The organism is Amycolatopsis lurida, from assembly GCF_900105055.1.
Classification (GTDB): domain Bacteria; phylum Actinomycetota; class Actinomycetes; order Mycobacteriales; family Pseudonocardiaceae; genus Amycolatopsis; species Amycolatopsis lurida.
Genome location: NZ_FNTA01000004.1, coordinates 167,911 through 187,356, shown reverse-complemented (window position 1 = coordinate 187,356; position 19,446 = coordinate 167,911). Strand labels below are relative to the sequence as shown.

Annotated in this window: 20 protein-coding genes; 5 read left to right on the top strand and 15 right to left on the bottom strand. The window is 69.7% G+C overall.

The window, feature by feature from the left end; genetic code table 11:
• Positions 1-74 precede the first annotated feature (74 nt).
• From BLW75_RS06220 to BLW75_RS06190, 7 genes are all read right to left on the bottom strand, one after another.
• Positions 75-698 carry a hypothetical protein gene (locus tag BLW75_RS06220; protein WP_034306115.1) on the bottom strand — a complete coding sequence of 208 codons (624 nt, stop codon included), beginning with the start codon at positions 696-698 and terminating at the stop codon, positions 75-77.
• A gap of 142 nt (positions 699-840) precedes the next feature.
• A complete protein-coding gene (locus BLW75_RS06215; protein ID WP_034306117.1) occupies positions 841-1,377 on the bottom strand; it encodes a hypothetical protein in 537 nt (178 codons plus the stop codon).
• A gap of 100 nt (positions 1,378-1,477) precedes the next feature.
• Positions 1,478-2,134 carry a response regulator transcription factor gene (locus BLW75_RS06210; RefSeq protein ID WP_034306119.1) on the bottom strand — a complete coding sequence of 219 codons (657 nt, stop codon included), beginning with the start codon at positions 2,132-2,134 and terminating at the stop codon, positions 1,478-1,480.
• A complete protein-coding gene (locus BLW75_RS06205) occupies positions 2,113-3,183 on the bottom strand; it encodes a hypothetical protein (protein ID WP_034306122.1) in 1,071 nt (356 codons plus the stop codon). The genes BLW75_RS06210 and BLW75_RS06205 overlap by 22 nt, the downstream gene beginning before the upstream one ends.
• Positions 3,176-4,279, bottom strand: coding sequence for a sensor histidine kinase (locus BLW75_RS06200; protein WP_034306124.1), 1,104 nt, complete (start codon positions 4,277-4,279; stop codon positions 3,176-3,178). Before BLW75_RS06200 ends, BLW75_RS06205 begins: the two co-directional genes overlap by 8 nt.
• Before the next feature lie 8 nt (positions 4,280-4,287).
• Positions 4,288-4,500, bottom strand: a complete 213-nt coding sequence (locus BLW75_RS06195; RefSeq protein WP_244175778.1) for a hypothetical protein — start codon at positions 4,498-4,500, stop codon at positions 4,288-4,290.
• A gap of 47 nt (positions 4,501-4,547) precedes the next feature.
• A complete protein-coding gene (locus BLW75_RS06190; protein WP_241783284.1) occupies positions 4,548-4,883 on the bottom strand; it encodes a permease in 336 nt (111 codons plus the stop codon).
• A 177-nt stretch (positions 4,884-5,060) separates the two neighbouring features.
• On the opposite strand from BLW75_RS06190, the gene BLW75_RS06185 reads away from it, so the two are divergent.
• Entirely contained in the window at positions 5,061-6,617 is a 1,557-nt protein-coding gene (locus tag BLW75_RS06185; protein ID WP_091596957.1) for a choice-of-anchor A family protein, read from the top strand.
• Positions 6,618-6,705: 88 nt separating this feature from the next.
• Here the strand turns inward: BLW75_RS06185 and BLW75_RS06180 are convergent, their stop codons facing one another.
• The gene (locus BLW75_RS06180) at positions 6,706-7,584 is read right to left on the bottom strand and encodes a DUF2268 domain-containing putative Zn-dependent protease (protein WP_034306126.1); all 879 of its coding nucleotides are present in this window, start codon (positions 7,582-7,584) and stop codon (positions 6,706-6,708) included.
• A gap of 224 nt (positions 7,585-7,808) precedes the next feature.
• On the opposite strand from BLW75_RS06180, the gene BLW75_RS06175 reads away from it, so the two are divergent.
• Complete coding sequence (locus BLW75_RS06175; RefSeq protein ID WP_241783286.1) at positions 7,809-8,753, top strand: hypothetical protein; 945 nt, start codon at positions 7,809-7,811, stop codon at positions 8,751-8,753.
• Between the two features lie 244 nt (positions 8,754-8,997).
• Here the strand turns inward: BLW75_RS06175 and BLW75_RS06170 are convergent, their stop codons facing one another.
• Both BLW75_RS06170 and BLW75_RS06165 read right to left on the bottom strand, forming a co-directional pair.
• Positions 8,998-9,669, bottom strand: coding sequence for a GntR family transcriptional regulator (locus BLW75_RS06170; protein ID WP_034306128.1), 672 nt, complete (start codon positions 9,667-9,669; stop codon positions 8,998-9,000).
• A complete protein-coding gene (locus BLW75_RS06165) occupies positions 9,666-11,099 on the bottom strand; it encodes an aldehyde dehydrogenase family protein (RefSeq protein ID WP_034306131.1) in 1,434 nt (477 codons plus the stop codon). The genes BLW75_RS06170 and BLW75_RS06165 overlap by 4 nt, the downstream gene beginning before the upstream one ends.
• Before the next feature lie 137 nt (positions 11,100-11,236).
• Between BLW75_RS06165 and BLW75_RS06160 the strand changes: the two genes are divergently transcribed.
• Positions 11,237-12,682: a GMC family oxidoreductase gene (locus BLW75_RS06160; RefSeq protein WP_034306133.1), complete on the top strand. Its 1,446-nt coding sequence runs from the start codon at positions 11,237-11,239 to the stop codon at positions 12,680-12,682.
• Here the strand turns inward: BLW75_RS06160 and BLW75_RS06155 are convergent.
• From BLW75_RS06155 to BLW75_RS06145, 3 genes are read right to left on the bottom strand one after another with little or no spacing between them, the layout of a single operon-like run.
• Complete coding sequence (locus tag BLW75_RS06155) at positions 12,666-13,589, bottom strand: alpha/beta hydrolase (protein WP_034306135.1); 924 nt, start codon at positions 13,587-13,589, stop codon at positions 12,666-12,668. The genes BLW75_RS06160 and BLW75_RS06155 overlap by 17 nt on opposite strands.
• Positions 13,586-14,542 (bottom strand): aldo/keto reductase, encoded by a 957-nt coding sequence (locus BLW75_RS06150; protein ID WP_034306138.1) that lies wholly within the window; start codon positions 14,540-14,542, stop codon positions 13,586-13,588. The genes BLW75_RS06155 and BLW75_RS06150 overlap by 4 nt, the downstream gene beginning before the upstream one ends.
• A gap of 8 nt (positions 14,543-14,550) precedes the next feature.
• Positions 14,551-15,654: a zinc-binding dehydrogenase gene (locus tag BLW75_RS06145; RefSeq protein ID WP_034306140.1), complete on the bottom strand. Its 1,104-nt coding sequence runs from the start codon at positions 15,652-15,654 to the stop codon at positions 14,551-14,553.
• Positions 15,655-15,704: 50 nt separating this feature from the next.
• On the opposite strand from BLW75_RS06145, the gene BLW75_RS06140 reads away from it, so the two are divergent.
• Positions 15,705-17,084: an amidohydrolase gene (locus BLW75_RS06140; RefSeq protein ID WP_091596954.1), complete on the top strand. Its 1,380-nt coding sequence runs from the start codon at positions 15,705-15,707 to the stop codon at positions 17,082-17,084.
• Here BLW75_RS06140 and BLW75_RS06135 read toward each other — a convergent pair.
• Entirely contained in the window at positions 17,001-17,717 is a 717-nt protein-coding gene (locus tag BLW75_RS06135) for an SDR family NAD(P)-dependent oxidoreductase (RefSeq protein ID WP_143055437.1), read from the bottom strand. The two genes, BLW75_RS06140 and BLW75_RS06135, sit on opposite strands and share 84 nt — an antisense overlap.
• Before the next feature lie 69 nt (positions 17,718-17,786).
• Here BLW75_RS06135 and BLW75_RS06130 point away from each other — a divergent pair, with 69 nt between their 5' ends.
• Positions 17,787-18,728: an aldo/keto reductase gene (locus BLW75_RS06130; RefSeq protein ID WP_034306146.1), complete on the top strand. Its 942-nt coding sequence runs from the start codon at positions 17,787-17,789 to the stop codon at positions 18,726-18,728.
• Between the two features lie 55 nt (positions 18,729-18,783).
• Here BLW75_RS06130 and BLW75_RS06125 read toward each other — a convergent pair whose 3' ends face one another.
• Entirely contained in the window at positions 18,784-19,437 is a 654-nt protein-coding gene (locus BLW75_RS06125) for an alpha/beta fold hydrolase (protein WP_091596951.1), read from the bottom strand.
• Between the last annotated feature and the right edge of the window lie 9 nt (positions 19,438-19,446).

Sequence of the window (19,446 nt, the reverse complement as noted above, 5' to 3'; positions counted from 1 at the left end):
ATTGGGGACACCGGACCGATAGCGGACCCGAGAAGGCCCCGTCCCGAGGGAGGGGCCTTCACACGCTGACGGGCTTACTTCTTCCAGATGATCGGGTCGTCCTTGTACCCGTCGCCGTCGTTGAACTCCGCGCCGCCGACCTCGCCGCCATCCCGGATGGCCTGGAGCTCACAGGTCTCGTAGGTCGCGCCGGCGGTCTTGAAGTCCTTCTTCGCCGACTCGGACTGGCAGCTCGGGGTCTCGCCGGTGATGATCACGCCGGTGCTCTTGTTGTTGGGGCCGACCGCGCGCATCCGGACCGTGCTGTAGGTGAGGTCCGTGCCGCCGACGTTCTCCACCGTCATCCGGATGTACACCGGCGTCATGCCCTTGGCCTTCTCGCCGTAGGAGGCGAGGTCTTCCTTCGGGCCGAGCTCGATCGCCTTGACGGTGATCGCGATGGTGCCGGACTTGTCGTTGCCGTACTTGAACGGGACGACGGCGCGCTCGCCGACCTTCAGTTCGGTGCCGGGCGCGGTGGCGTCCGCGTTCGAGACCGGCACCGTGCCGCTGGTCGCGGGCGAGGACGCCGCGGCCGACGTCGGCGCGGGGGACGGTACGGGAGCGGGGCTGCCCTTCTCTTCCTTGCCGCCGCAGGCGGAAAGCAGCAGCACGGCGGCGCAGCCGGTGGCGGACAGGGCGATGCGGTCGAACTTCATGGATCTCCTCGGACTCCCCGCCGAATCCTGCTCCGGCGTTCTCGCCACGCACCGTAGTCGAAGAGGGAGTAAGACAGTGTGGGCCATTCGCACCACGAATGGTCACGAAACGGTTACGCTGTTCGGCCCAATGGGGAGGTGTTCACTTCTTCCAGGTGACGGGGTCGTCTTTGTAACCGTCGCCCTCGACGAACGAAACGCCGCCGACCTCACTGCCGTCCTTGACGCCTTCGGTGTCGCAGGTCTCGTAGGTCGCGCCCGGCGTGGTGAACGTCGCCGGCGCCGTCTCTCCCTTACAGGCCGGGGTGCCGCCGGCCATGATCACCTTGGTGCCCTTGCCGTTCGGGTCCACCGCTCGCACGGACACCGAAGTGTCGGCGAGGTCCGTGCCGCTGACGTTCTCGATCACCATCCGGACGTAGACCGGAAGCGATCCCTCGCCCTTGTCCTTGAACTTGGCCAGATCCTCTTTGGGGCCGATCTCGACCGACTTCACGGTGATCGCGATCGTGCCCGACTTGCCCGCGTCGCTGAACGGGACGACGGCGCGTTCGCCGACCTTGAGTTCGCTGCCGGGAGCCATGGTGCCGTCGGCTCTGACGGTCTTCCCACCCTCCTCGCCACAGCCGGAAAGCAGCAGGGCGGCGGCGCAGCCGGTAGCGATCAGGGCGGATTTCATGGATCTCCTCGGACTCCCGCCGAATCGGTACCGGCGTGCTCGTCACGCACCGTAGCCGCAACCGGGCGTGGCGGCTGTGGGCCGTTCGCACCACGCCCGATCACAAATCGCTTACGCCGATCAGCCCGTCTTGGATCGCCCGCGCGACGAGCGCGGCCTTGGTCGGGGCCTCCCTGCCGATCTGGGCGTACTTGACCCTGATCCGCTCGAGATGCGAGTTGACCGTGTTCGGCGAGATCCCCAGCCGATGGGCGACGAAGTCCTTCGACTCGGACTGGAACCACTCGATGAGCACTTCCGTCTCGCGCGCGGACAGGGCGGGACGCCGCTCGGAGCGATCCCCGGCCATCGCGCCCGCCAAGGACGGCGGCGTGTACGACCGGTCGGCCGCCGCCGCGCGCACCGCTTCCAGGATGTGTTCCGCGCCTTCGGACTTGGTGATGTAGCTGAGCGCGCCGAGTTCGAGACACTGCAGGACCGTCTCGTCGTCGGCCCGCATCGAGTAGACGACGACGCGACGGCCCGCCTCGGTGAGCCGCCGCAGATCGCCCATCGCCGGGGTGGTGCTGTTCAAGTGCAGGTCGAGGATGACGACGTCGGCCTCTGCGCCCTCGCCGATCCACGCGGCCCGCACGTCCTCGCCCTCGGCCACGACGGTCACCGGCGGTGTGCCCGACGACAGCCAGTGCACGACCCCGGCCCGTACGGCCGGATGATCGTCGACGACCACCGCGGTCAGTTCGGTCGCGAACGCCATTTCGCCTCCATCCACGATCGTTCTCCCAGTGCGTGCCATTCGACGTCGACGACGCCCGATCCGTTCGCCGTCTGCCCGGGTTCACCGTCCGTGATCGCCGCGACGCGGATCTCGTCGCCGGCGCGCAGGACGCTGACCCTGGCGTGCGTCCGGGCGGCGGCCAGCGCGGTCATCAGCGGACCGGTCAGTTCGCGGCGGACGGAGGTGGGGACGGACGCCGCTTCACCGCTGACCGCCAGCGTCACGGTCAAGCCTCGCCGCTCGGCGAGATCGACGCAGGCCGAGACCTCGTGCAGCAGCGGGTCGGGGACGTCGTCGTTCTCCGCGAACAGCCGCCGCAGTTGCGTGGCGGCGAGCGCGCACCGCTGCCGGACCACGTCGTCACGCGGGTCCAGCGTCCGGTCGGCAAGTCCGGCCAGCAGCGGCAGGGTGGCGCCGAGCTGCCCGGCGAACCGGCTCCGCTGGTCGGCCTCCCGTTCCTCCGCGAGCGCTTTGCGGTGGGCCTGCCGGTCGCGTTCGGCCGAAGCTTCCGCGGCTTCGCCCGCCCGCCGGTTGACGACCCTGATCAGCGCCAGCGTCGCGCCCTGGAAGGCGAGCACGCTGAGCCCGGCGATCACCACACTGCCGATCTCCCCGCGATCGGTGGGCGCGGCGCCGATCTGCCGGACGAAGGTGAGCGCCATCTGGAGGACGAGCGCGGCCATCGCGACCGCGGGGCGGTCCAGGAGCAGCACCAGCAGATGCCAGCCCGCGAGGCCGGACGCCCAGTCCTCGTCGCCGAGGAGCCGGTCCGGAGGCAGGGTCCAGATGGCGACCGCGGAGGCGGCGAGGACCACGGTCGCGCCCGCGAGCGCGACCGGCCAGGGGACCGGCTTCCAGCGCAGCACCCACCACGCCGCGACGACGAGCACGACGGCGAGCGCGGCGAACGCGATCCGGCCGGGGGTGTCGTCCAGCCGGGTCAGGCTGAGCCCGAGCTGGATCGCCGCCGTCGCGAGCAGTACCGCGATCCGGCAGCCGCCGAGCACCCGGTCCGCGGTCTCATTCATGCGGCCACACCAGTTCCACCGTGGTCCCCGCACCCGGCGCGGAGGTCACCTCTGCCCGGCCGCCCGCCGCGGCCATGCGTTCGACGAGCGAGCCACGGACACCTCGCCGCTGGGCCGGGGTCTTCGCCGGATCGAAACCGCGGCCTTCGTCCCGGATGGTCACGCGCACCCCGTCTTCCACCGTCAGGCGGGCTTCGCCGACACCCGAGTGGCGGTCGACGTTCATCAGCGCCTCGCGCACGGCGCGGACCATCGCGAGCGCCGCCGACGCCGGGATCGGCGCGACCGGAGACCAGCGCGTCTCGACCTTCACCGGACTCTGCGCGAGCACGCCGCGCAACGAGGTCTCGAGGTCGACGACACTGCCGGGCCCGGATTCGCCGGTGAGGATCGCGAGATCGCGGCGGGCGTATCCGGCGACCTCGGACGGCTCCGTCGTTTCGCCGCGCTGGGCCACCGTGAGAAAGGTGGCCGCGGCCGTGTCGTGCAGGACGGCCAGATACTCACGTTCCTGCAGTCGTCGTTGCACGGCAAGGGATTCCTCCCGGGTCAGCCGGGCACGGCGCTCGCGCAGATCGTCGATCCGGCGCGTCGTCCGCGACAGCAGGAGGAAGGCGACCCTGGCGAGGGTGGCCTCGATCAGCACCCGCGCCACCACCGACAAACCGTCCTCGGCGCCGAGAGGCACCACCTCGATCGCCAGCAGGCAGGCGATGGCGGGCACGGTGACCTTCGGCGGCCATTCCCATTGGAGGGTGATCGCGGTGATGGTGAGGACGTTGAGCGCCCACTGGTTCAGCTCGGCCGCTTCGGGCGCGGTCAGGAACTGGGTGCCGCAGATCGCCGCCGCGCGCAGCAGCGTCAGCGCGAACGCCACCGGTCTGCCCCGGCCCGTCTTCCCCACGAGCTGCTCGGCCACGGCGGTGACCACGGCCAGCGCGAGCAGACCGAAGGCGAGCGGGAGCGCCCCGGACGGCGTGGCGAGCACCCCGAAAACACTGATCACCAGCAGTCCGGCGCCCCTGGCCGGGCCGGCGAACCGGCCGACCACCCGTGAGAACTCCGCTTCGACGGAGGTCTCACGATCGGACGGCACGGCAGCAGTCAAGCAGACGCCTCGAGCGTGCGCAGGCCCAGTACCCGCCAGGTCAGGGAGTCGTTCCCGCCCTCCGACCACCAGACGAACGGCCCTCGCGCCAGTACGGTGCCGAACTCCGCCGCCAGGTCGGCCGGCCTGCCGGTAGCGGTGTCGTGGAGGACGAGCACGCCGCGGTCGTCGTCGACGAACGCGCCCGCGCGGCTGCCGGTGAGCGTCACCGAGTCCTCGCCACGCAGCGCCGCCGCCGGGGTGATCCCTTGCGCACCTACGCGCCGGCGACCGGGACCGAACCGCATTCGCAACCCGGCAGCACCATTCCGGTCGCCGCGGCCGCCGGAACCGCGAGGGCCGGATGTTTCGGGAGGGCTTTCGCGAAGAATTCCCGCGGCACGAAGACCGCGATCGCGGCGGAAAGGATCACGCCGAAGATGAGGAAAGGAACGGCCTGGAGCACGATCGAAACGAAGACCGTCGTCCAGGTCTGCACCATCGGGGTGCCGAGGACATCGTCGAGCGGACCTCGGAGCAGCAGAACGAGAACGAGAAGGCCCGCGAGCACTTCCACCGAACCGGTGTGCCTGCCCACTCCGGTGCCCGTCATGTGGCGAACCTCCCATCGTCCGGCCAGACTCCAAGGATTCCGTGTTCCACCTGGAATTCCGTTGTCTGGACAACGCTGGACGGCCACGAATGGGTGTGGGTTACCCGCCTCGCCCGGTCGGGGGTATTTCCGCATTCCGATTGTGTTCGGACGGCCGATGGGCACAAGAATCGCCGCATGCGTGCAAGGCGGTTCGCCTCTCTTTCTGCCGGTGCCGCCGCCGCGGTGTGCGTGGCGGCGCTCGTGGTCGCCGACGGCGCGGTCGCCGCCCCGTTGCCGGGCGGCCTGGGACCGTGCGTCGGACCGGCCTGTCCCGATGTGTACCCACCGGTGAACAACAAGGACTACGCGGGCCGGGACAACGGCATCAACGTCTATGTCGGCGGCGAATTCCAGGTACGGGAAGCCGCCGCGGAAGCCGAAGGGCGCGTCGTCGTCCTCGGTGATTTCGACATGGCGAAACGAGCGGGCGCGTCCTCCATCTACAACGTGGGCATCGCCGGTGTCGGATCGCGGGTCCCGCCACCGGACGGCGCCGACTTCCTGACCACCGGCGGGAACGTCAGTGTCGCGGCGGCGCAGCGGCTGCTCGCCGACGGCGGTGTCGTCCGGCACGCGGGAACCGTCACCGGGACGGTGATCGGCAAGCTCGAAAAGGACCCCGACGCGGCGAAACCCTATGTGGGCCTGCGCGAGGATCTTCGAGTGGCGAGCAAGTGCTACGCACGGGAAGGCACCACGCCGCGTCCGGCCACGGGCACGGCGGTCAACCAGGGATACCGCACCCTGTTCACCGGGGACGGGAAATCCGCGCTGCAGGTGTTCACCGTGGACTTCGACCTGACCGGTGCCACCGGCGGCATGCAGGGGATCGAATTCGAAGGCATCCCGGCTGGGGCGACGGTCCTGGTCAACATGGTGGGAGCCGCCCGGACGATCAACACCTACACCGGCGACCTCGACGACCGGGATCCGCTGAACAAGCTGCGCGAGCGGCTGCTGTGGAACTTTCCGGACGCCACCGCGGTGAAGATCGCCGGAGGCGCCCAGTTCCAGGGGAGTGTGCTGATCGGTGAGCCGGGGAGCACCGCGACCGTCACCGCCTCGGGGATGAACGGCCGTTTCTTCACCACGGGCTCGCTGGTGCACACCTCCGAGGCGTCCGGCGGGGGCGGGCAGGAGTTCCACGCCTACCCGTTCAACGGTGACCTGCCTGAATGCGGCAGCGCGCCGACCACGACGCCGAGCAGCTCTTCGTCTTCGGCCTCGTCGTCGAGCTCCACTACGACGAGCAGCAGCTCGACCACGACCAGCCCGACTTCGGCCACTTCCACGTCGGTCACATCGACGTCGACGGCGCCCACCTCGACCACGACCACGTCGTCGAGTCAGCCGAGCACCAGCTCGACATCGAGCAGTTCCTCCAGCAGCGCGACGTCATCGAGCCGGACGAGCAGCAGCTCCCCGCCGTCGTCGAGCTCTAGCAGCACCGCGCCGACCGCCACCACCACCAGGACTTCGACCACGACCACGACCCCGGGACCTGGGGTCACGGCGACCACCACGCCCGGGCAGCCGGGCGGGACCGCGCCGGGTGGCGGGCCGTCCGACAGCGGTCCGCTGGCCTCGACCGGCAGCGACGTCCGGGGGTTGCTCGTCGCAGGCCTGTTCCTGCTGCTCGCCGGTGGCGCGCTGGTGGCGCTCACGATCCGGTCGAGGCGCCGCGAGTCCTAGACGCCCTCACTGGGAGGCCCTTTGTGGACAGTTAGCCGTCGTGCAGTCGGGGGTGCGGAGACCGCCACCAGGACTTGCAGGACACCGCCTAAGCGAGCGCGGTGTCGATGACGTCGCGGCGGTCCGCCAGCAGGGCCTCCGCGGCGGTCCGGCCCGTCGCGGCCAGGTACGCGTCGACGAGCCGGTTGCCGACCGCGTACCCGGCACCGGTCGGCAGGCCGACGGGAGTGGCGCCGTAGCGGGTGGCGGTCTCGTCGCCGTGCACCCACGCCGTGAAGTTCCGCATGCCGGTGATCTCCAGCCCGGACACGACCTTCGCGAACACGGCGTCGTCGTGCAGATGCGGCACACCGATGCGGGCGTAGCCTAGTTCGTCGCCGTACAACTGGCGGGCGAACGCGTCGGCCAGGCCCTCGGACACGATCTGCTCGCCGACGGTGACCGTCGCCGGGTCCCAGATCACCCCGCCGGGGCTGTAGCGCAGGTTGTGGTTCAGCTCGTGGACCGCGGTGGCCTCCAGCCGCGCCAGATTCTCCGGATACGGCCAGAAGTTGAGGAGGATGTAGCCGGACACGCTCCCGTTCGCCGTCATCCCCAGGTTCGGGCCCAGGAAATGCTCGTCGCCGGGATCGCCCAGCACGGTGAGGACGGTGATGTCCGGGACGGTCAGCCCGGGTGTCGCGGCGAGCTGTGTGGCGACGGCATCGTCGAGAGCCCGCTGGATCCGGTTCCAGGCGTCCGCTTCGTGGAGGGCTTCGAGCGCTTCCAGGCAACGTTCCTCGTCGCGGTCGAGCGGGAATCCGGAACTCATCGCGTGCATCGCTACAAGGTCCACCTCGCCGGGGAAGTAGCGGTACATGCCGGCGGCGGGTTCGACCATCGCCCTGAGCATCGCGGCGCGGTCCGCCCGCGGCGCGCGGAGGATCGCTCGCATCGCGGGGTAGGAGTCGAGAACGGTGATCGTCATGGGAACGACGGTAAAGGCTCCAGTGGGTGGAGACTCAAGTCTTCGTGAGTGGTTTCGGGGCTGGGTCGGGGACAGGGGGATGGTGTGTCGCGAAAGAGGTTTTCGCGACTCGGTCGCCTCGGCCCGCTCATCTGGCGAGAAACCGGCCCGATTGGTGGACCCTGAGGCCGGACCCGGGAGAATCCCGGATGCCTCGGCGGCCGCCCGCTTCTAGCGTCGTGATCATGATCCGACGGATACTCCTGGCGGTGCTCGCCGGCGCGGCGGTCCTGCTCGTGCCCTGGACCGTCTACCTCGCGCACACCTTGCCCGACCGGTACGACACCGGGCAGTGGCGTGCGGCGTGGGTCGGATTCGACGTCGCTCTTCTGCTCTGCTTCGCGGCCGGTGCGTGGCTGGGGATGCGTCGTCGCCGGGCGGCCGTGCCGCTGCTGTCGGCCACGGCCGCGCTGTTGTGCTGCGACGCGTGGTTCGACGTCATGCTCGGCTGGACGTCGGCCGAACGGTGGACCAGCGTCGCTCTGGCCGTCTTCGTCGAGATCCCGGTCGCCGTGGTGCTGGCTTTCGCCGCGCGGACGCTGTTGAGCGACGCGCTGCCGCGGCGATCGGTCACCTTGCGGGATATCGAGATGCGGGAGGATCCGCGGTATCACTGGGTGACGCGAGGGCTTCCTGGCGACACGGAGGGGGTCGCGCGCCGGGCGGGACTGGAGCGTGCCGAAGTCGCCGAATGCCTGAACACTCTGCGGGACAACGGTTTTGTCCGCCGTGACCGGAAAGGGAACTGGATCGCGATCCCGCAGGACCTGCGTGAGCCGAGGCCTGAGGACTACGACGGCGCGGATCGGGAACGGGTCGCGGCGTTCCTCGACGCGAAGTACGCGGACGAGGTGACCTTGCTGTCCTGGGCGGCTGCGCACCGCGACGAGTTCGGCCCGTGGGCGACGGCCCAGCGGACTTCGACGAGGCTGACCGAGGAGGAGTTCCGTGAGCTGGACGCGGAGTACCACGAGCTGATCACGCGGTACTGCCGGGGCCGTCGTCGTCCGGTGGAGGGTGAAAAAGAACTTTCCGTGCGCTTCTACGCCTTCCCGCCGCCCCGGCACGGGTCCGGACCGGCGAGCGGAAGCCAGGCCGCGCCTCTGGGTCCACAAGGGACACCTTGGTGAAGGGTAAGTGTCCGGCTTGAGCGGTTTGCCTGGTTCCGCGATGAGGGGTAAGCCGAAGGTGTTTCGTCGGAGTGGGTGGCAGGGGCGGAGGTCGTGAGCGTTAAGTGTCGTTCTAACGCTCCCTAGCACTCACGACCTCCTGCGAAACCGTACATATCGGCCACTGGGCCGCCGGGCAATGTCCCTTGTGGACAGTTGTGGGGCCCGCCAGGAGGCATCCGTCGCTGCCTCGAGGGTGAAACGCCTAAGGGTGCCGCCAGGCCAGGAACGTCTCCAAAGTGGTCAACCGGTGTTCGCGTACCGCCAGTTCGATCTCCCCGGCCGGCGCGTTCCGGTCGAACAGGTCGAGGATCTTCTGGTGCTCCTGCACGGATTCGTGCGCGCGGCCGGGGACGAAACTGAACGTCGACGTGCGCAGCCCGGCCAGCCGGTTCCAGCCGCGGTGGACCAGATCGAGTACCTGCGGGTTGGGGCAGGTGCCGAACAGGACGCGGTGGAAGTCGCGGTTCAGCGCGGTGAACCGCGACGGCTCGAAGTTGTCCAGGCAGGCGGTCAGTTCCGCGTTCAGTCCCTTGGCCTGGTCAAGCGCCTCGCCAGGCAGGGACGGCGCCGCCAGCGCGGCGGCGTAGCCCTCGACCAGCGCGAGCGTCTGCATGGTGTGCTGGTAGTCGCTCTCGTCGGCCATCGCGACCTGCGCGCCGATGTTGTGCTCGTAGGTCACCAGTCCCTCGGCCTCCAGCCGCCGGACCGCCTCGCGCACGGGTACGGTGCTGACGCCGAGTTCCTGGGCGATCTGCCCGAACACGAGGCGGTAGCCGGGGGAGAAGGTGCCGTCGTCGATCCTCGCCTTGATCCAGTGGTAGGCGATCTGCGACTTGCTCTTCGCGGTCCCGTTGACCGCGTCGCCCGCGGTCACGAGTAGTGCAGCCAGACGGATTTGATCTCGGTGTACGCGTCGATCGCCCACGGCCCCATCTCGCGGCCCCAGCCGGACGCCTTGTAGCCGCCCCAAGGCGCCGCCATGTCGGGGATCGGCGGCATGTTGACGAACACCGCGCCCGCCCGGATGCCGTTGGCGAACCGCTGCGCGACGCCCAGATCGCGAGTCCACACGGTGGCCGCGAGCCCGTATTCGGTGTCGTTCGCCCGGGCGAGCAGTTCGTCCGGATCGTCGTAGGCGGTGACGGCGAGGACCGGGCCGAAGATCTCCTCGCGCATGATCGTCATGTCGTCGGCGACACCGGCGAACAACGTCGGGGAGTAGAAATAGCCGTCGCGGTCGACGGGCTTGCCGCCGGTGACCAGCTCCGCACCCTGCTCGTTCCCGGTCGAGACGAGGAAGTCCACGTGCTCGCGGTGCTTCGCGGACACGAGGGGGCCGAGCTGAGTGGACTCGTCCAGCCCCGGCCCGATCTTGAGACCTTCGAGCCCGGCGGCCAGCTTCGCGACGAACTCCTGTTCGCGTTTGCGGTCCACGAAGAACCGGGTGTACGCGGCACAGACCTGACCGCTGTTCAGCGTCGCGCCCGCGAGGTTGCCCGCGACGGCGGCGTCGATGTCCGCGTCGCCGGAAATGATGCTGGGTGCCTTGCCGCCGAGTTCGAGGGTGAGGCGTTTGAGGTTCGACTCCGCGCTCGCCGCCGTGATCAGTTTCCCGACCGCGGTCGATCCGGTGTAGGACAGGTGGTCGACGTCGTCGTGCCTGCTCAGGAGCGCGCCCACGGCACCGTCACCGGTGACCAGGTTGACCACCCCCGGCGGGAACCCGGCCTCGTGCACGAGCTCCACCAGCCGGATGCTGGTCAGCGGGGTGACCTCGCTGGGCTTGACCACCACGGTGTTGCCGGTGGCCAGTGCGGGCGCGAGCTTCCACACCAGGATCATCAGCGGGAAGTTCCACGGCGTGATCAGCGCGTTCACCCCGACCGGCTCGCGGCGGGTGTAGTGCAGCGTGTCCGGGAAGGACACCGGGTTGGTGGTGCCCTGGATCTTGGTCACCCAGCCCGCGAAGTACCGCAGGTGCTCCGCCGCGCCGGTGACGCTGACCTGGCGCGAGATGCCGATCGGCTGGCCCTGGTCGCGCGTCTCGAGCGCGGCCAGCTCCTCGTGGTGCTCGTCGACCAGCGACGCCAGCTTGAACAGGAGCGCGGCCCGCTGGACCGGCAGCAGCCCGGCCCAGGCGGGGTCGTTCAGTGCCTTCCGTGCGGCACCGACGGCGGCGTCGACGTCGGCGGCCGACGCGGTGCCGACCTCCTCGAGCACCTGGCCGGTGGCCGGATCGTACGTCGGCAGCGACCCGCCTCCCGCGGCGGTCCACTGTCCGTCGATGAACAGGCGTGTGGCCATGGCTGGCTCCCCTCGACCGGTGTGTGATCGAGTATCGAGCGCCACGAGGTCTCCGGTCTTGCCCGCCAGGGCACGCCGATTGTCGGCCAGCGAACCGAATCCGCCGGACGCCGTCGTGCCTTGCGAGGGTGGGGGACATGGACGTCATCGTGGTGGGAGCGGGTTCGGCCGGTTCGGTGGTCGCCAGGAGACTGGCCGATTCCGGGGCCTGGGTCACCCTGCTCGAAGCGGGCGGGCCGGACACCAACCCGGCCATTCACGACCCTTCACGGGCCGGAGAGCTGTGGCACGGCCCGGAGGACTGGGACTACTACACCGTGCCGCAGCCGCACGCGGCGAACCGGCGCCTGCACCTGCCACGCGGCAAGGTCCTCGGCGGGTCGCATTCGCTCAACGCGATGATCTGGGTGCGCGGCGCGCCTGGCGATTACGACGGCTGGGACCTGCCCGGCTGGCGGTGGGACGACGTGCGCCCGGTGTACGAACGGATCGAAAAGGATCTGCTCGACGTCGTGCCGAACGAGCCGCTGCACCCGATCCAGCAGTCCATTGTGGACGCCGCTGGGCAGATCGGCCTGCCGTTCAATCCGGACTACAACGGCGGCGAGCTCGACGGTGTGTCGGTGCAGCGCGTCACCACACGCGACGGCAAACGCCTCAACACCTGGCTCGCCTATGGGCAACCCGCGACGGAACGGATGACCGTCCACACGGGAGCGCTCGTCCACCGGTTGCTCTTCGAGGGGGACAAGGTGACCGGCGTGCTGGCCGAGGTCGACGGCGAACTGCGCAAGGTCTTCGCCGACGAGGTCGTGCTCGCCGCCGGCGCGCTGGCGTCCCCCGCGATCCTGCTGCGCAGTGGGGTCGGCCCGGTCGACGAGCTGGAGGTGCACGGTATCGACGTCGTCGCGGAGCTGCCGGGCGTCGGGAAGAACCTGCACGATCACCTGCTGTCGCCGGTCATCTTCGCGACCGATCGCCGTCAGGTCGATCCGCCCGCGCCCGGCCGCTCGGTCACGCAGACCCACCTGTTCTGGCGCAGCCGCCCCGGTCTGGAAGTGCCCGACACCCAGCCGATCCACTTCAGCGTGCCGATGTACGAGTCGTGGATGACCGGCCCGGAGACCGGGTTCTCGCTGATGGCGGGCATGGTCACGCCGCGCAGCCGGGGCAGCCTCCGCCTTTCGGGGCCGAGCCCGCTCGACGAACCGCTGATCGACCTCGCCGCGCTGGAACATCCGGCCGACTTCGAGAGCCTGGTCGCGTCGGTCGAACAGTGCCGGGAGATCGGCCGCGCGTCCGCGCTGGCCGACGACTGGGGTGCCCGTGAGCTGTATCCGGGGCCGGAGGCCGATGTCCGCGAGTACGTCCGGCGGACCGCGATCACCTACCACCACCAGGTCGGGACCTGCCGGATGGGCACCGACGCGGACTCCGTGGTCGATCCAGAGCTCGCCGTGCACGGGATCAGGGGTCTCCGGATCGCCGACGCGTCGGTGCTGCCGCAGGTGACCACGGGCAACACCAACGCGCCGGCGGTGCTGGTCGGCGAGCAGGCCGCCCGGTTCATGCTCGGCCGATAGTGCGGCGCAACCAGGAGGCCCGGGCGGCGAGCGCGGCCCGGGTCACCTCGCTGTCCGGGGCGATCCGGTCGAAGCCGTGGTACGCGCCCGCCCAGACGTGCAGTTCGGTCGGCACACCCGCCTGCCAGAGCCGCCGCGCGTACTCGACGTCCTCGTCGCGGAAGATCTCGGCCGCGCCGACCTCGATGAAGGCGGGCGGGAGTCCGGCGAGATCGGTCGCGGTCGCCGGAACGGCGTACGGCGAGGTCTGTCCATTGAGGAGGGATCGCCAGCCGAACTCGTTGGCGGCCCGGCCCCATACCCCGCGTTCGGCGAATTCCACCGTGGACGCGGAGTCGTTGCGGCTGTCGATCATCGGGCACAGCAGGAGCTGACCGGCCAGCGCCGGTCCGCCGCGATCCCTGGCCAGCAGGGCGATGCCCGCGCTGAGCCCGCCTCCGGCGCTGCCGCCGCCGACGATCAACCGGCCAGGGTCGAAGCCGAGTTCGTTCGCGTGCTCGACCATCCAGGTCAAGCCCGCGTAGCAGTCTTCGATCGGCGCCGGATGCGGATGTTCGGGGGCGAGCCGGTAGTCCACCGTCACCGCGACGAAGCCGAACTCCTCGACGAGGGCGACCATTCTGGGCAGATCGGCGAACCGGTCGTCCAGCACCATCCCGCCGCCGTGGATGTTGTAGAACCCCGGCGCGTCCCTGGCCTCCCTGGGCTTGACGACCGTGACGACCACGTCGGTGCCGGAGACCCGCCGGTCCTCCCAGACGAGATCCCGGTCGCCGATCGCCTCGGCGCAACTCGGGTTCCCGTCGGCCATCGCCCGCCGGATCTCCGCCAGCGATTCGGCGCCCAGTGGCGGCCCGGAGGGCAGCCCGGTCAGGGCTTCGGCGAGTTCGGGGTCGAAAGCGGTCACGGTCCCTCCGGATCGACGACGCCCTGGTCGGCCCAGTACGGCTCGACGAGTTCGCGGAGCTGTTCCGCGCCCACGCGCTCGACGAGGTCGACGGCGCCCAGGTTGTCCTCGAGCTGCCGTGTGCTCGTCGCACCGAAGAGCGTGGTCGTGTTGGCCGGGTGCGTGAGGGTGAACGCGAGGCACAGCTGAGCGGGTGTCGCGTCCAATCCGGCCGCGATCTTCGCCAGTTCCGGGGCGGAGGCGGCGATGCGTTCGCGGATGTCGCCGGGGTCGCGGCCGACCTGGCGCGCGCCGCTGTTCTTGCCGAGCAGGATCCCGCCCTCGAAGATGTCCGACGACTGGAGTGTCACCCCGAGTTCGCCGAAGACCTTCTCGAAGGGCGCACCGTCCGGAATGGACCGTCGCGCGACGCTGTACTTCAGCTGCGCGATCGCGGGCCCGGGCACGTTCTCGGCCGCGGCGAAATCGTGCAGGGCCCGGATCGTGCCGGCGGACCAATTGTTGACGCCCCACTGCCGGATGAGCCCAGCCTCGCGGAGTTCGTTCAGATCGAGCACCAGCCGGTGCAGGTCGGTGTCGTCGTTCCGGAGATCGCCGAGCACCACAAGATCGGCGTGGTCGACGCCCGCGCGGAAGAGCGCGTTGTCCAGCTGGCCGCGGAGATCGTGCTCCGGATACCCCTCCAGCCAGAGCTTGGCCGAGAACAGGTAGTCCTCGCGACGCAGCCCGGCCGCGCGGACCATCGCGGAGAACAGCACGTCGGTGAAGACCGGTGCGGCGCCGGGGAAACCGTAGACACCGACGTCGAAGAGCGTGATACCGGAATCGACCGCCGTGCGGACGAGGTCCACCGCCTCACGGAAGTCCATCCGGTCGTAGGTGTGCCACGAGCCGAGCGAAAGCACGCCGGTGAGCGGCCCGTCGCGGCCGATCCGGCGCTGGGGGATGATCATGGACTCTCCTAGGGGAGGCGGGGATCGATGACTGCTTTGAGTTCGCCGAGCCGGGCCATCGACTCGACGCTCCGCGAAGCTTGGGAAAGACCGACGGGCGCGCTGAAGAGTTCGTCCCACGGCAGCCGGTCGGCGAACGTGCGGAAGAAGTCCACCGAACGGTGGTAGTCGGCGATGTCGCCGTTGAGCGAGCCGACGACCGTGAGTTCCTTGCCCATCACGGTGCCCAGTGCCACGGGGGAGGGCGTGGGGCCGGTGGAACCGACGATCGCGATCGTCCCGCGCTGGGCGGCGAAGGCGACGGCCTCTTCGCCGATGGTCGGCCCGCCGGCGAAGTCGAAGACGTGGTCGGCGCCCCGGCCGCCGGTGAGTTCCTTGACCCTTTCTACGCGGTCTTCGACGGTGCCGTCGACCGGGATCGTCGCGGTGGCCCCGAAACGCTCGGCGATCTTCAGCCGGTCAGCGGGTCCGCCGATGGTGATCACGTCGCCCGCGCCGGAGATCCGCGCGACCGCGGTGGCGAACACGCCCAGCGCGCCCGCGCCCTGGACCACGACGGTCGCCCCGGGACGGATCCCGCCCGAACGCGAGACGGCCCGCAGCACGGTTTTGCCCGCGCAGCCCGACATCGAGGCCCAAGTGTCCTTGACGTCGTCGGGCAGAAGAAGTTTCGCCGCGCCAGGAGTCACATAGCAGTACCGCACGAGTCCGCCGGTGGCGTAGGGGAAGACGTCGGAACGCTGGAGGAACCCGTATCCGCGATTCTCACAGGCGACAGGTTCGCGCAAGATCGTGCAGCCGTGACACTTTCCACAGGTCGATTCGGACCAGCCGATACGGTCGCCCTCGGCGATCTCGCGGCCGAGCGTGTCGGTGGTACCCGGCCCGACGGCCAGCACCTCGCCGACCATTTCGTGGCCCAGCACCATCGGGAGCATGCCGGGGAAGGTCATCTGGCCGGACCAGAGATGCACGTCGGTGCCGCACAGGGTGGTGCAGGTGATCCGGACCAGCGCGGCGCCCGGTTCCGGCTCCTCGGGCAGCGGTAGTTCCCGCAAGGTGAGCGCGGAGCCGTGTTCGGTGAGCACCGCCGCTTCGGTTCTGTTGACCATCTTTTTAGTCTACAGTCGTAGGAGAAAAAGTCCAGATCCTGGAGGAAACCATGCCGTCGCAACGTATTCGCCCTGCTTCACTCGTGGTTCGCGGCGGTCCTGTACTCACCTTCGACCCGGCGGGCACCGTCGTGCGGGCGATGGCGGTGCGTGACGACCGGATCGTCGCCCTCGGCGATGTCGCGCTGGACCACATCGGCCCGGAGACCGAGGTGATCGACCTGTCGGGGAGAACCGTTCTCCCCGGCATCAACGATTCTCATCTCCACGCGACCTGGCTCGGCGCGCGGTGGCCGGACATGCTCATCGGCGGTGCCGGCTTCACCGGGGGAGAAGAAAAAACGGTGCGCACCGCGGCCGAACGGCGGGCCGCCATCTTGCGCGCGGGCGACCTGTGCGCGTCGCTGGGCATCACGAGCTACACCGAACCCGGTCTGGGGCCTGGTGAAACCGGGTGTTTCAGCGCCGAGGTGCTGGAGGAGTACGCGGTGCTGGCCTCGGAAGGCCTTCTGCGAGCAAGGGTGACCGCGCTGCGGCTGTTCGGTCTGCTGGACGGCGCGAGTTCGCTTGAGGACTTCCGGCGTGGGCTGGCGACTCCTACGCCGCCCGCTAATCGGTTATGGCTCACCGTGCCCGGGGTGAAGATCTTCGCCGACGGCATCCCTCCGATGCGCTCCGCGTGGACGCACCACTGCTACGCCGACGGTTCGCACGGGGCACTGCTCGTCGATGGCGACGACGATCCGAGCCGTGCGGGCAACCTGGCCGCGATGATCCGGCTCGCCCACGACGCCGGGATGACGGTGGCGGTGCACGCCACGGGGGATCGCAGTATCGAGGCGGCGCTCGGCTCTCTTCGCGGTGGTGACCACCTGGTGCACGGCGATCTGGTGACGGCGGATCAGCTGGCGCGAATGGCTTCGTCGGGCGTCGGCCTGACCACGCAGCCCGCGATCGCGGTGGCGATGCGGGGAATGCTGGCGGACGCGCTCGGTGCCGAGGCCGGTGCCCATGCGTGGCCGCTGGCGGAAATGCTGGCTTCGGGTGTTCCGCTGACCTTGAGCAGTGACGCGCCGGTGGTGACCCCCGATTGGCGGGTGCACATCGCGGCGGCCGCCCGGATGCTGGAAGCGTCCGAAGTGGACGCCGAGCTGATGGCCCGGTTGCTGCGCTGCTACACGGTCGCGGCCGCCGAGCAGGACGGCGCGGCGGACTGGAAGGGCTCGCTGACCGTGGGTCGCGTCGCGGATTTCTGCGTGCTGGCCGCGAACCCACTGGAAGTCGGGTTCGCGGACCTGCCGGACGTCGGTGTCGAACTCACCGTGTCCGGCGGCCGCGTCGTGTACTCAGGTGAGCAGTTGCCCGCCGTCGACCTGGAGGCTCACCCCGGTGAGATGGCCGGCGTCGGCGGAGGCGAGGAACAGGACTGACGGCACCACGTCGGCGACGGAAGCGATGGTTCCCAACGGGATCCTCGCTTCCCACGCCGCGCGGGCGGCGGTGTCCGAGGCGAAACCGGCGGTCATCGGGGTGAGCACCGGCCCCGGCGCGACGGCGTTGACGCGGATGCCGTGCGGCGCCAGTTCGAGCGCGGCCGAGCGCGTGAGCGCCTCGACCGCGGCCTTGGTGGCCTCGTAGTGGCCGAGTCCCGGAGTCGGTTGCCGGGCGCCGATGGAGGTGATGTTCACGATGGAGCCTCGGGTGCCCGCCGTCAGCATGTGTGCGCCGACCGCGCGCGTCATCAGGAAGGTGCCGCGGAAGTTCACCCGCATGCACAGGTCGAAGACGCCGATGTCCAAGCCCACCAACGGTCCGCCGCCCCCGGCCAGGCCGGCGTTGTTGACCAGGACCTCCACCGGACCGAACCGATCGGTGACCAGCGCCAGCGCCGCGTCGACCGATCCGGGGTCGGAGATGTCGAGTTCGACGTGCTCGGCGCCGAGTTCGCGGGCCAGGTCGTGTGCCGCGCGGACGTCGACGTCGGCGATGACCACGCGGTCACCCGCGGACTGGAAGGCTTCGGCGACTCCGCGGCCGATGCCACTGGCACCGCCGGTCACCACGACAAGTCTCTTGTTCATTCTACGATCGTAGACTAAAACTTGTTCCCGTTGTCAGCGAAAGGAAATCTCGTGGACGAGAAGCAGAACGGGCTGGGCTTCGCCACTTCGGCGCTGAGCCTGGGATCCTGGAACACCTGGGACCGCATGGACTTCGACGATGCGGTGCGCCTGCTCCGGTACGCGATCGACTCCGGGATCACGCTCTTCGACGTGGCTCACTACAACATGGGGCCGCATGCCGAGCAATCGCGCACGGACCTGCTCTTCGGCGAGGCGGTCCGCGCCGCCGGGATCAAGCGGGACGAGTACCAGCTGTGCGGGAAACTCTGGCTCTGGGACTACCCGAGCACCGGTTTCGCCGAGCAGCTGACGACGTCGTTCGACCGCGTCGGCGTCGAGCGCGCGGAAGCCGTCGTGGTCGGCGATTACTTCGAGCGCCCGGACATCCCGCGGATCGTCACCGAAGTGGCCGAACAGATCCACCTCGGCCGCTTCGAAGTCTGGGGGGTCAACAACTGGCAGGCCGCGGATCTGGACCGGGCACTGGAGTTCGCTTCCCGCGAAGGGCTTCCGGCACCGCGATTCGCGCAGCTGAAGTACAGCGTCGCGCGACGCTCGATGGCGGAAGGTCCTTTCTACGGCGCGCATTTTGAGGCGGGACGGTTGACGTTGCAGGCGTCCGACGTGTTCGAGGGTGGCGTGCTGCTCGGCAAGACCCCGTCGCGGAAGATCGGCGCCGATCCGGGCGGGATCCGGGAGTCGATCCGTGCCGCCGCTGCGCGGGTCGCCGCCGTGGCCGGGGACTTCGGGGTGAGTCCTTCGCAGTTGGCACTAGCGTTCTGCCTCGCTCACGCGCCGGTGGCGAACGTGCTGTTCGGCGTGAGTCGTCTTGCGCAACTGGAGGACAACTTGGGTGCCGTCGCGCTTGCCGCGTCTCGTGGCGCGGAGGTGCGGGCGGCTCTGGAAAACCTCTGGCTGGACCGGGACGTGGCCGCGGACGGGACCTTCTGACGTTGGGCTCGTGAGTGGTAAGGACGGTTCTAACCGTCCTTACCACTCACGAGGCCTACTGGAGGAATTCCAGCACGGCCGCTTTGAACTCCGGACTCCTCAGCGCCCCACCGTGGTCCCCGGGCACCCGCACCAGCGAGGATCCCGGCACCAGCTCCACCAGCGTCTCGATGCCCTGGCTCACCGGATCCTCCACGCCCGCCACGAAGCGGGTAGGCACGGAGACCGCATTGGCCACCGGCGCGAAGGGCTCCGCCCGCAGGTCTTCGATGCACCGCGCGAGCGCGGCGGGATTCCGCCCTGGCGCGGTGATCATCTGCGCGATCATCCCGGTCAGCGGATCCGACGGTGCCTTGCCGCCACCGGCGAAAGCCAGCGCGGCCGTGACGTCAACGGCGGCGAAAGGTTCGAAAGGGCTCACGCCGGCGAGCACGAGCCGCCGGACCGGAGCCTGCGCGGGCAGCTCCCAGGCCAGCCGCGCGCCCAGCGAGTACCCGACAACGTCCACTTCGGACAGGTCCGAGACCAGCCGGGTCAATTCGGAAGTGATCGCGGCCGCACCGAGCGATCCCGAGGGGGCCGGGCTGGAGCCGTGCGCGGGAAGGTCGGGTATGAGGACCTCGCGGCCCGTGGCGGTGAGCGCGGCTGGCCACCCGGTGGTGATCCAGTCGGTGTGCCCGTCGGAGGCGAAGCCGTGCACCAGCAGCACAGGCGGTCT

Coding starts and splice junctions, on each gene's coding strand:
- BLW75_RS06140 (WP_091596954.1), top strand. CDS start 15,705: ATGCCGTCGCAACGTATTCGCCCTGCTTCACTCGTGGTTCGCGGCGGT.
- BLW75_RS06185 (WP_091596957.1), top strand. CDS start 5,061: ATGCGTGCAAGGCGGTTCGCCTCTCTTTCTGCCGGTGCCGCCGCCGCG.
- BLW75_RS06150 (WP_034306138.1), bottom strand. CDS start 14,542: ATGATCATCCCCCAGCGCCGGATCGGCCGCGACGGGCCGCTCACCGGC.
- BLW75_RS06220 (WP_034306115.1), bottom strand. CDS start 698: ATGAAGTTCGACCGCATCGCCCTGTCCGCCACCGGCTGCGCCGCCGTG.
- BLW75_RS06205 (WP_034306122.1), bottom strand. CDS start 3,183: ATGAATGAGACCGCGGACCGGGTGCTCGGCGGCTGCCGGATCGCGGTA.
- BLW75_RS06160 (WP_034306133.1), top strand. CDS start 11,237: ATGGACGTCATCGTGGTGGGAGCGGGTTCGGCCGGTTCGGTGGTCGCC.
- BLW75_RS06190 (WP_241783284.1), bottom strand. CDS start 4,883: ATGACGGGCACCGGAGTGGGCAGGCACACCGGTTCGGTGGAAGTGCTC.
- BLW75_RS06145 (WP_034306140.1), bottom strand. CDS start 15,654: ATGGTCAACAGAACCGAAGCGGCGGTGCTCACCGAACACGGCTCCGCG.
- BLW75_RS06175 (WP_241783286.1), top strand. CDS start 7,809: ATGATCCGACGGATACTCCTGGCGGTGCTCGCCGGCGCGGCGGTCCTG.
- BLW75_RS06210 (WP_034306119.1), bottom strand. CDS start 2,134: ATGGCGTTCGCGACCGAACTGACCGCGGTGGTCGTCGACGATCATCCG.
- BLW75_RS06165 (WP_034306131.1), bottom strand. CDS start 11,099: ATGGCCACACGCCTGTTCATCGACGGACAGTGGACCGCCGCGGGAGGC.
- BLW75_RS06180 (WP_034306126.1), bottom strand. CDS start 7,584: ATGACGATCACCGTTCTCGACTCCTACCCCGCGATGCGAGCGATCCTC.
- BLW75_RS06215 (WP_034306117.1), bottom strand. CDS start 1,377: ATGAAATCCGCCCTGATCGCTACCGGCTGCGCCGCCGCCCTGCTGCTT.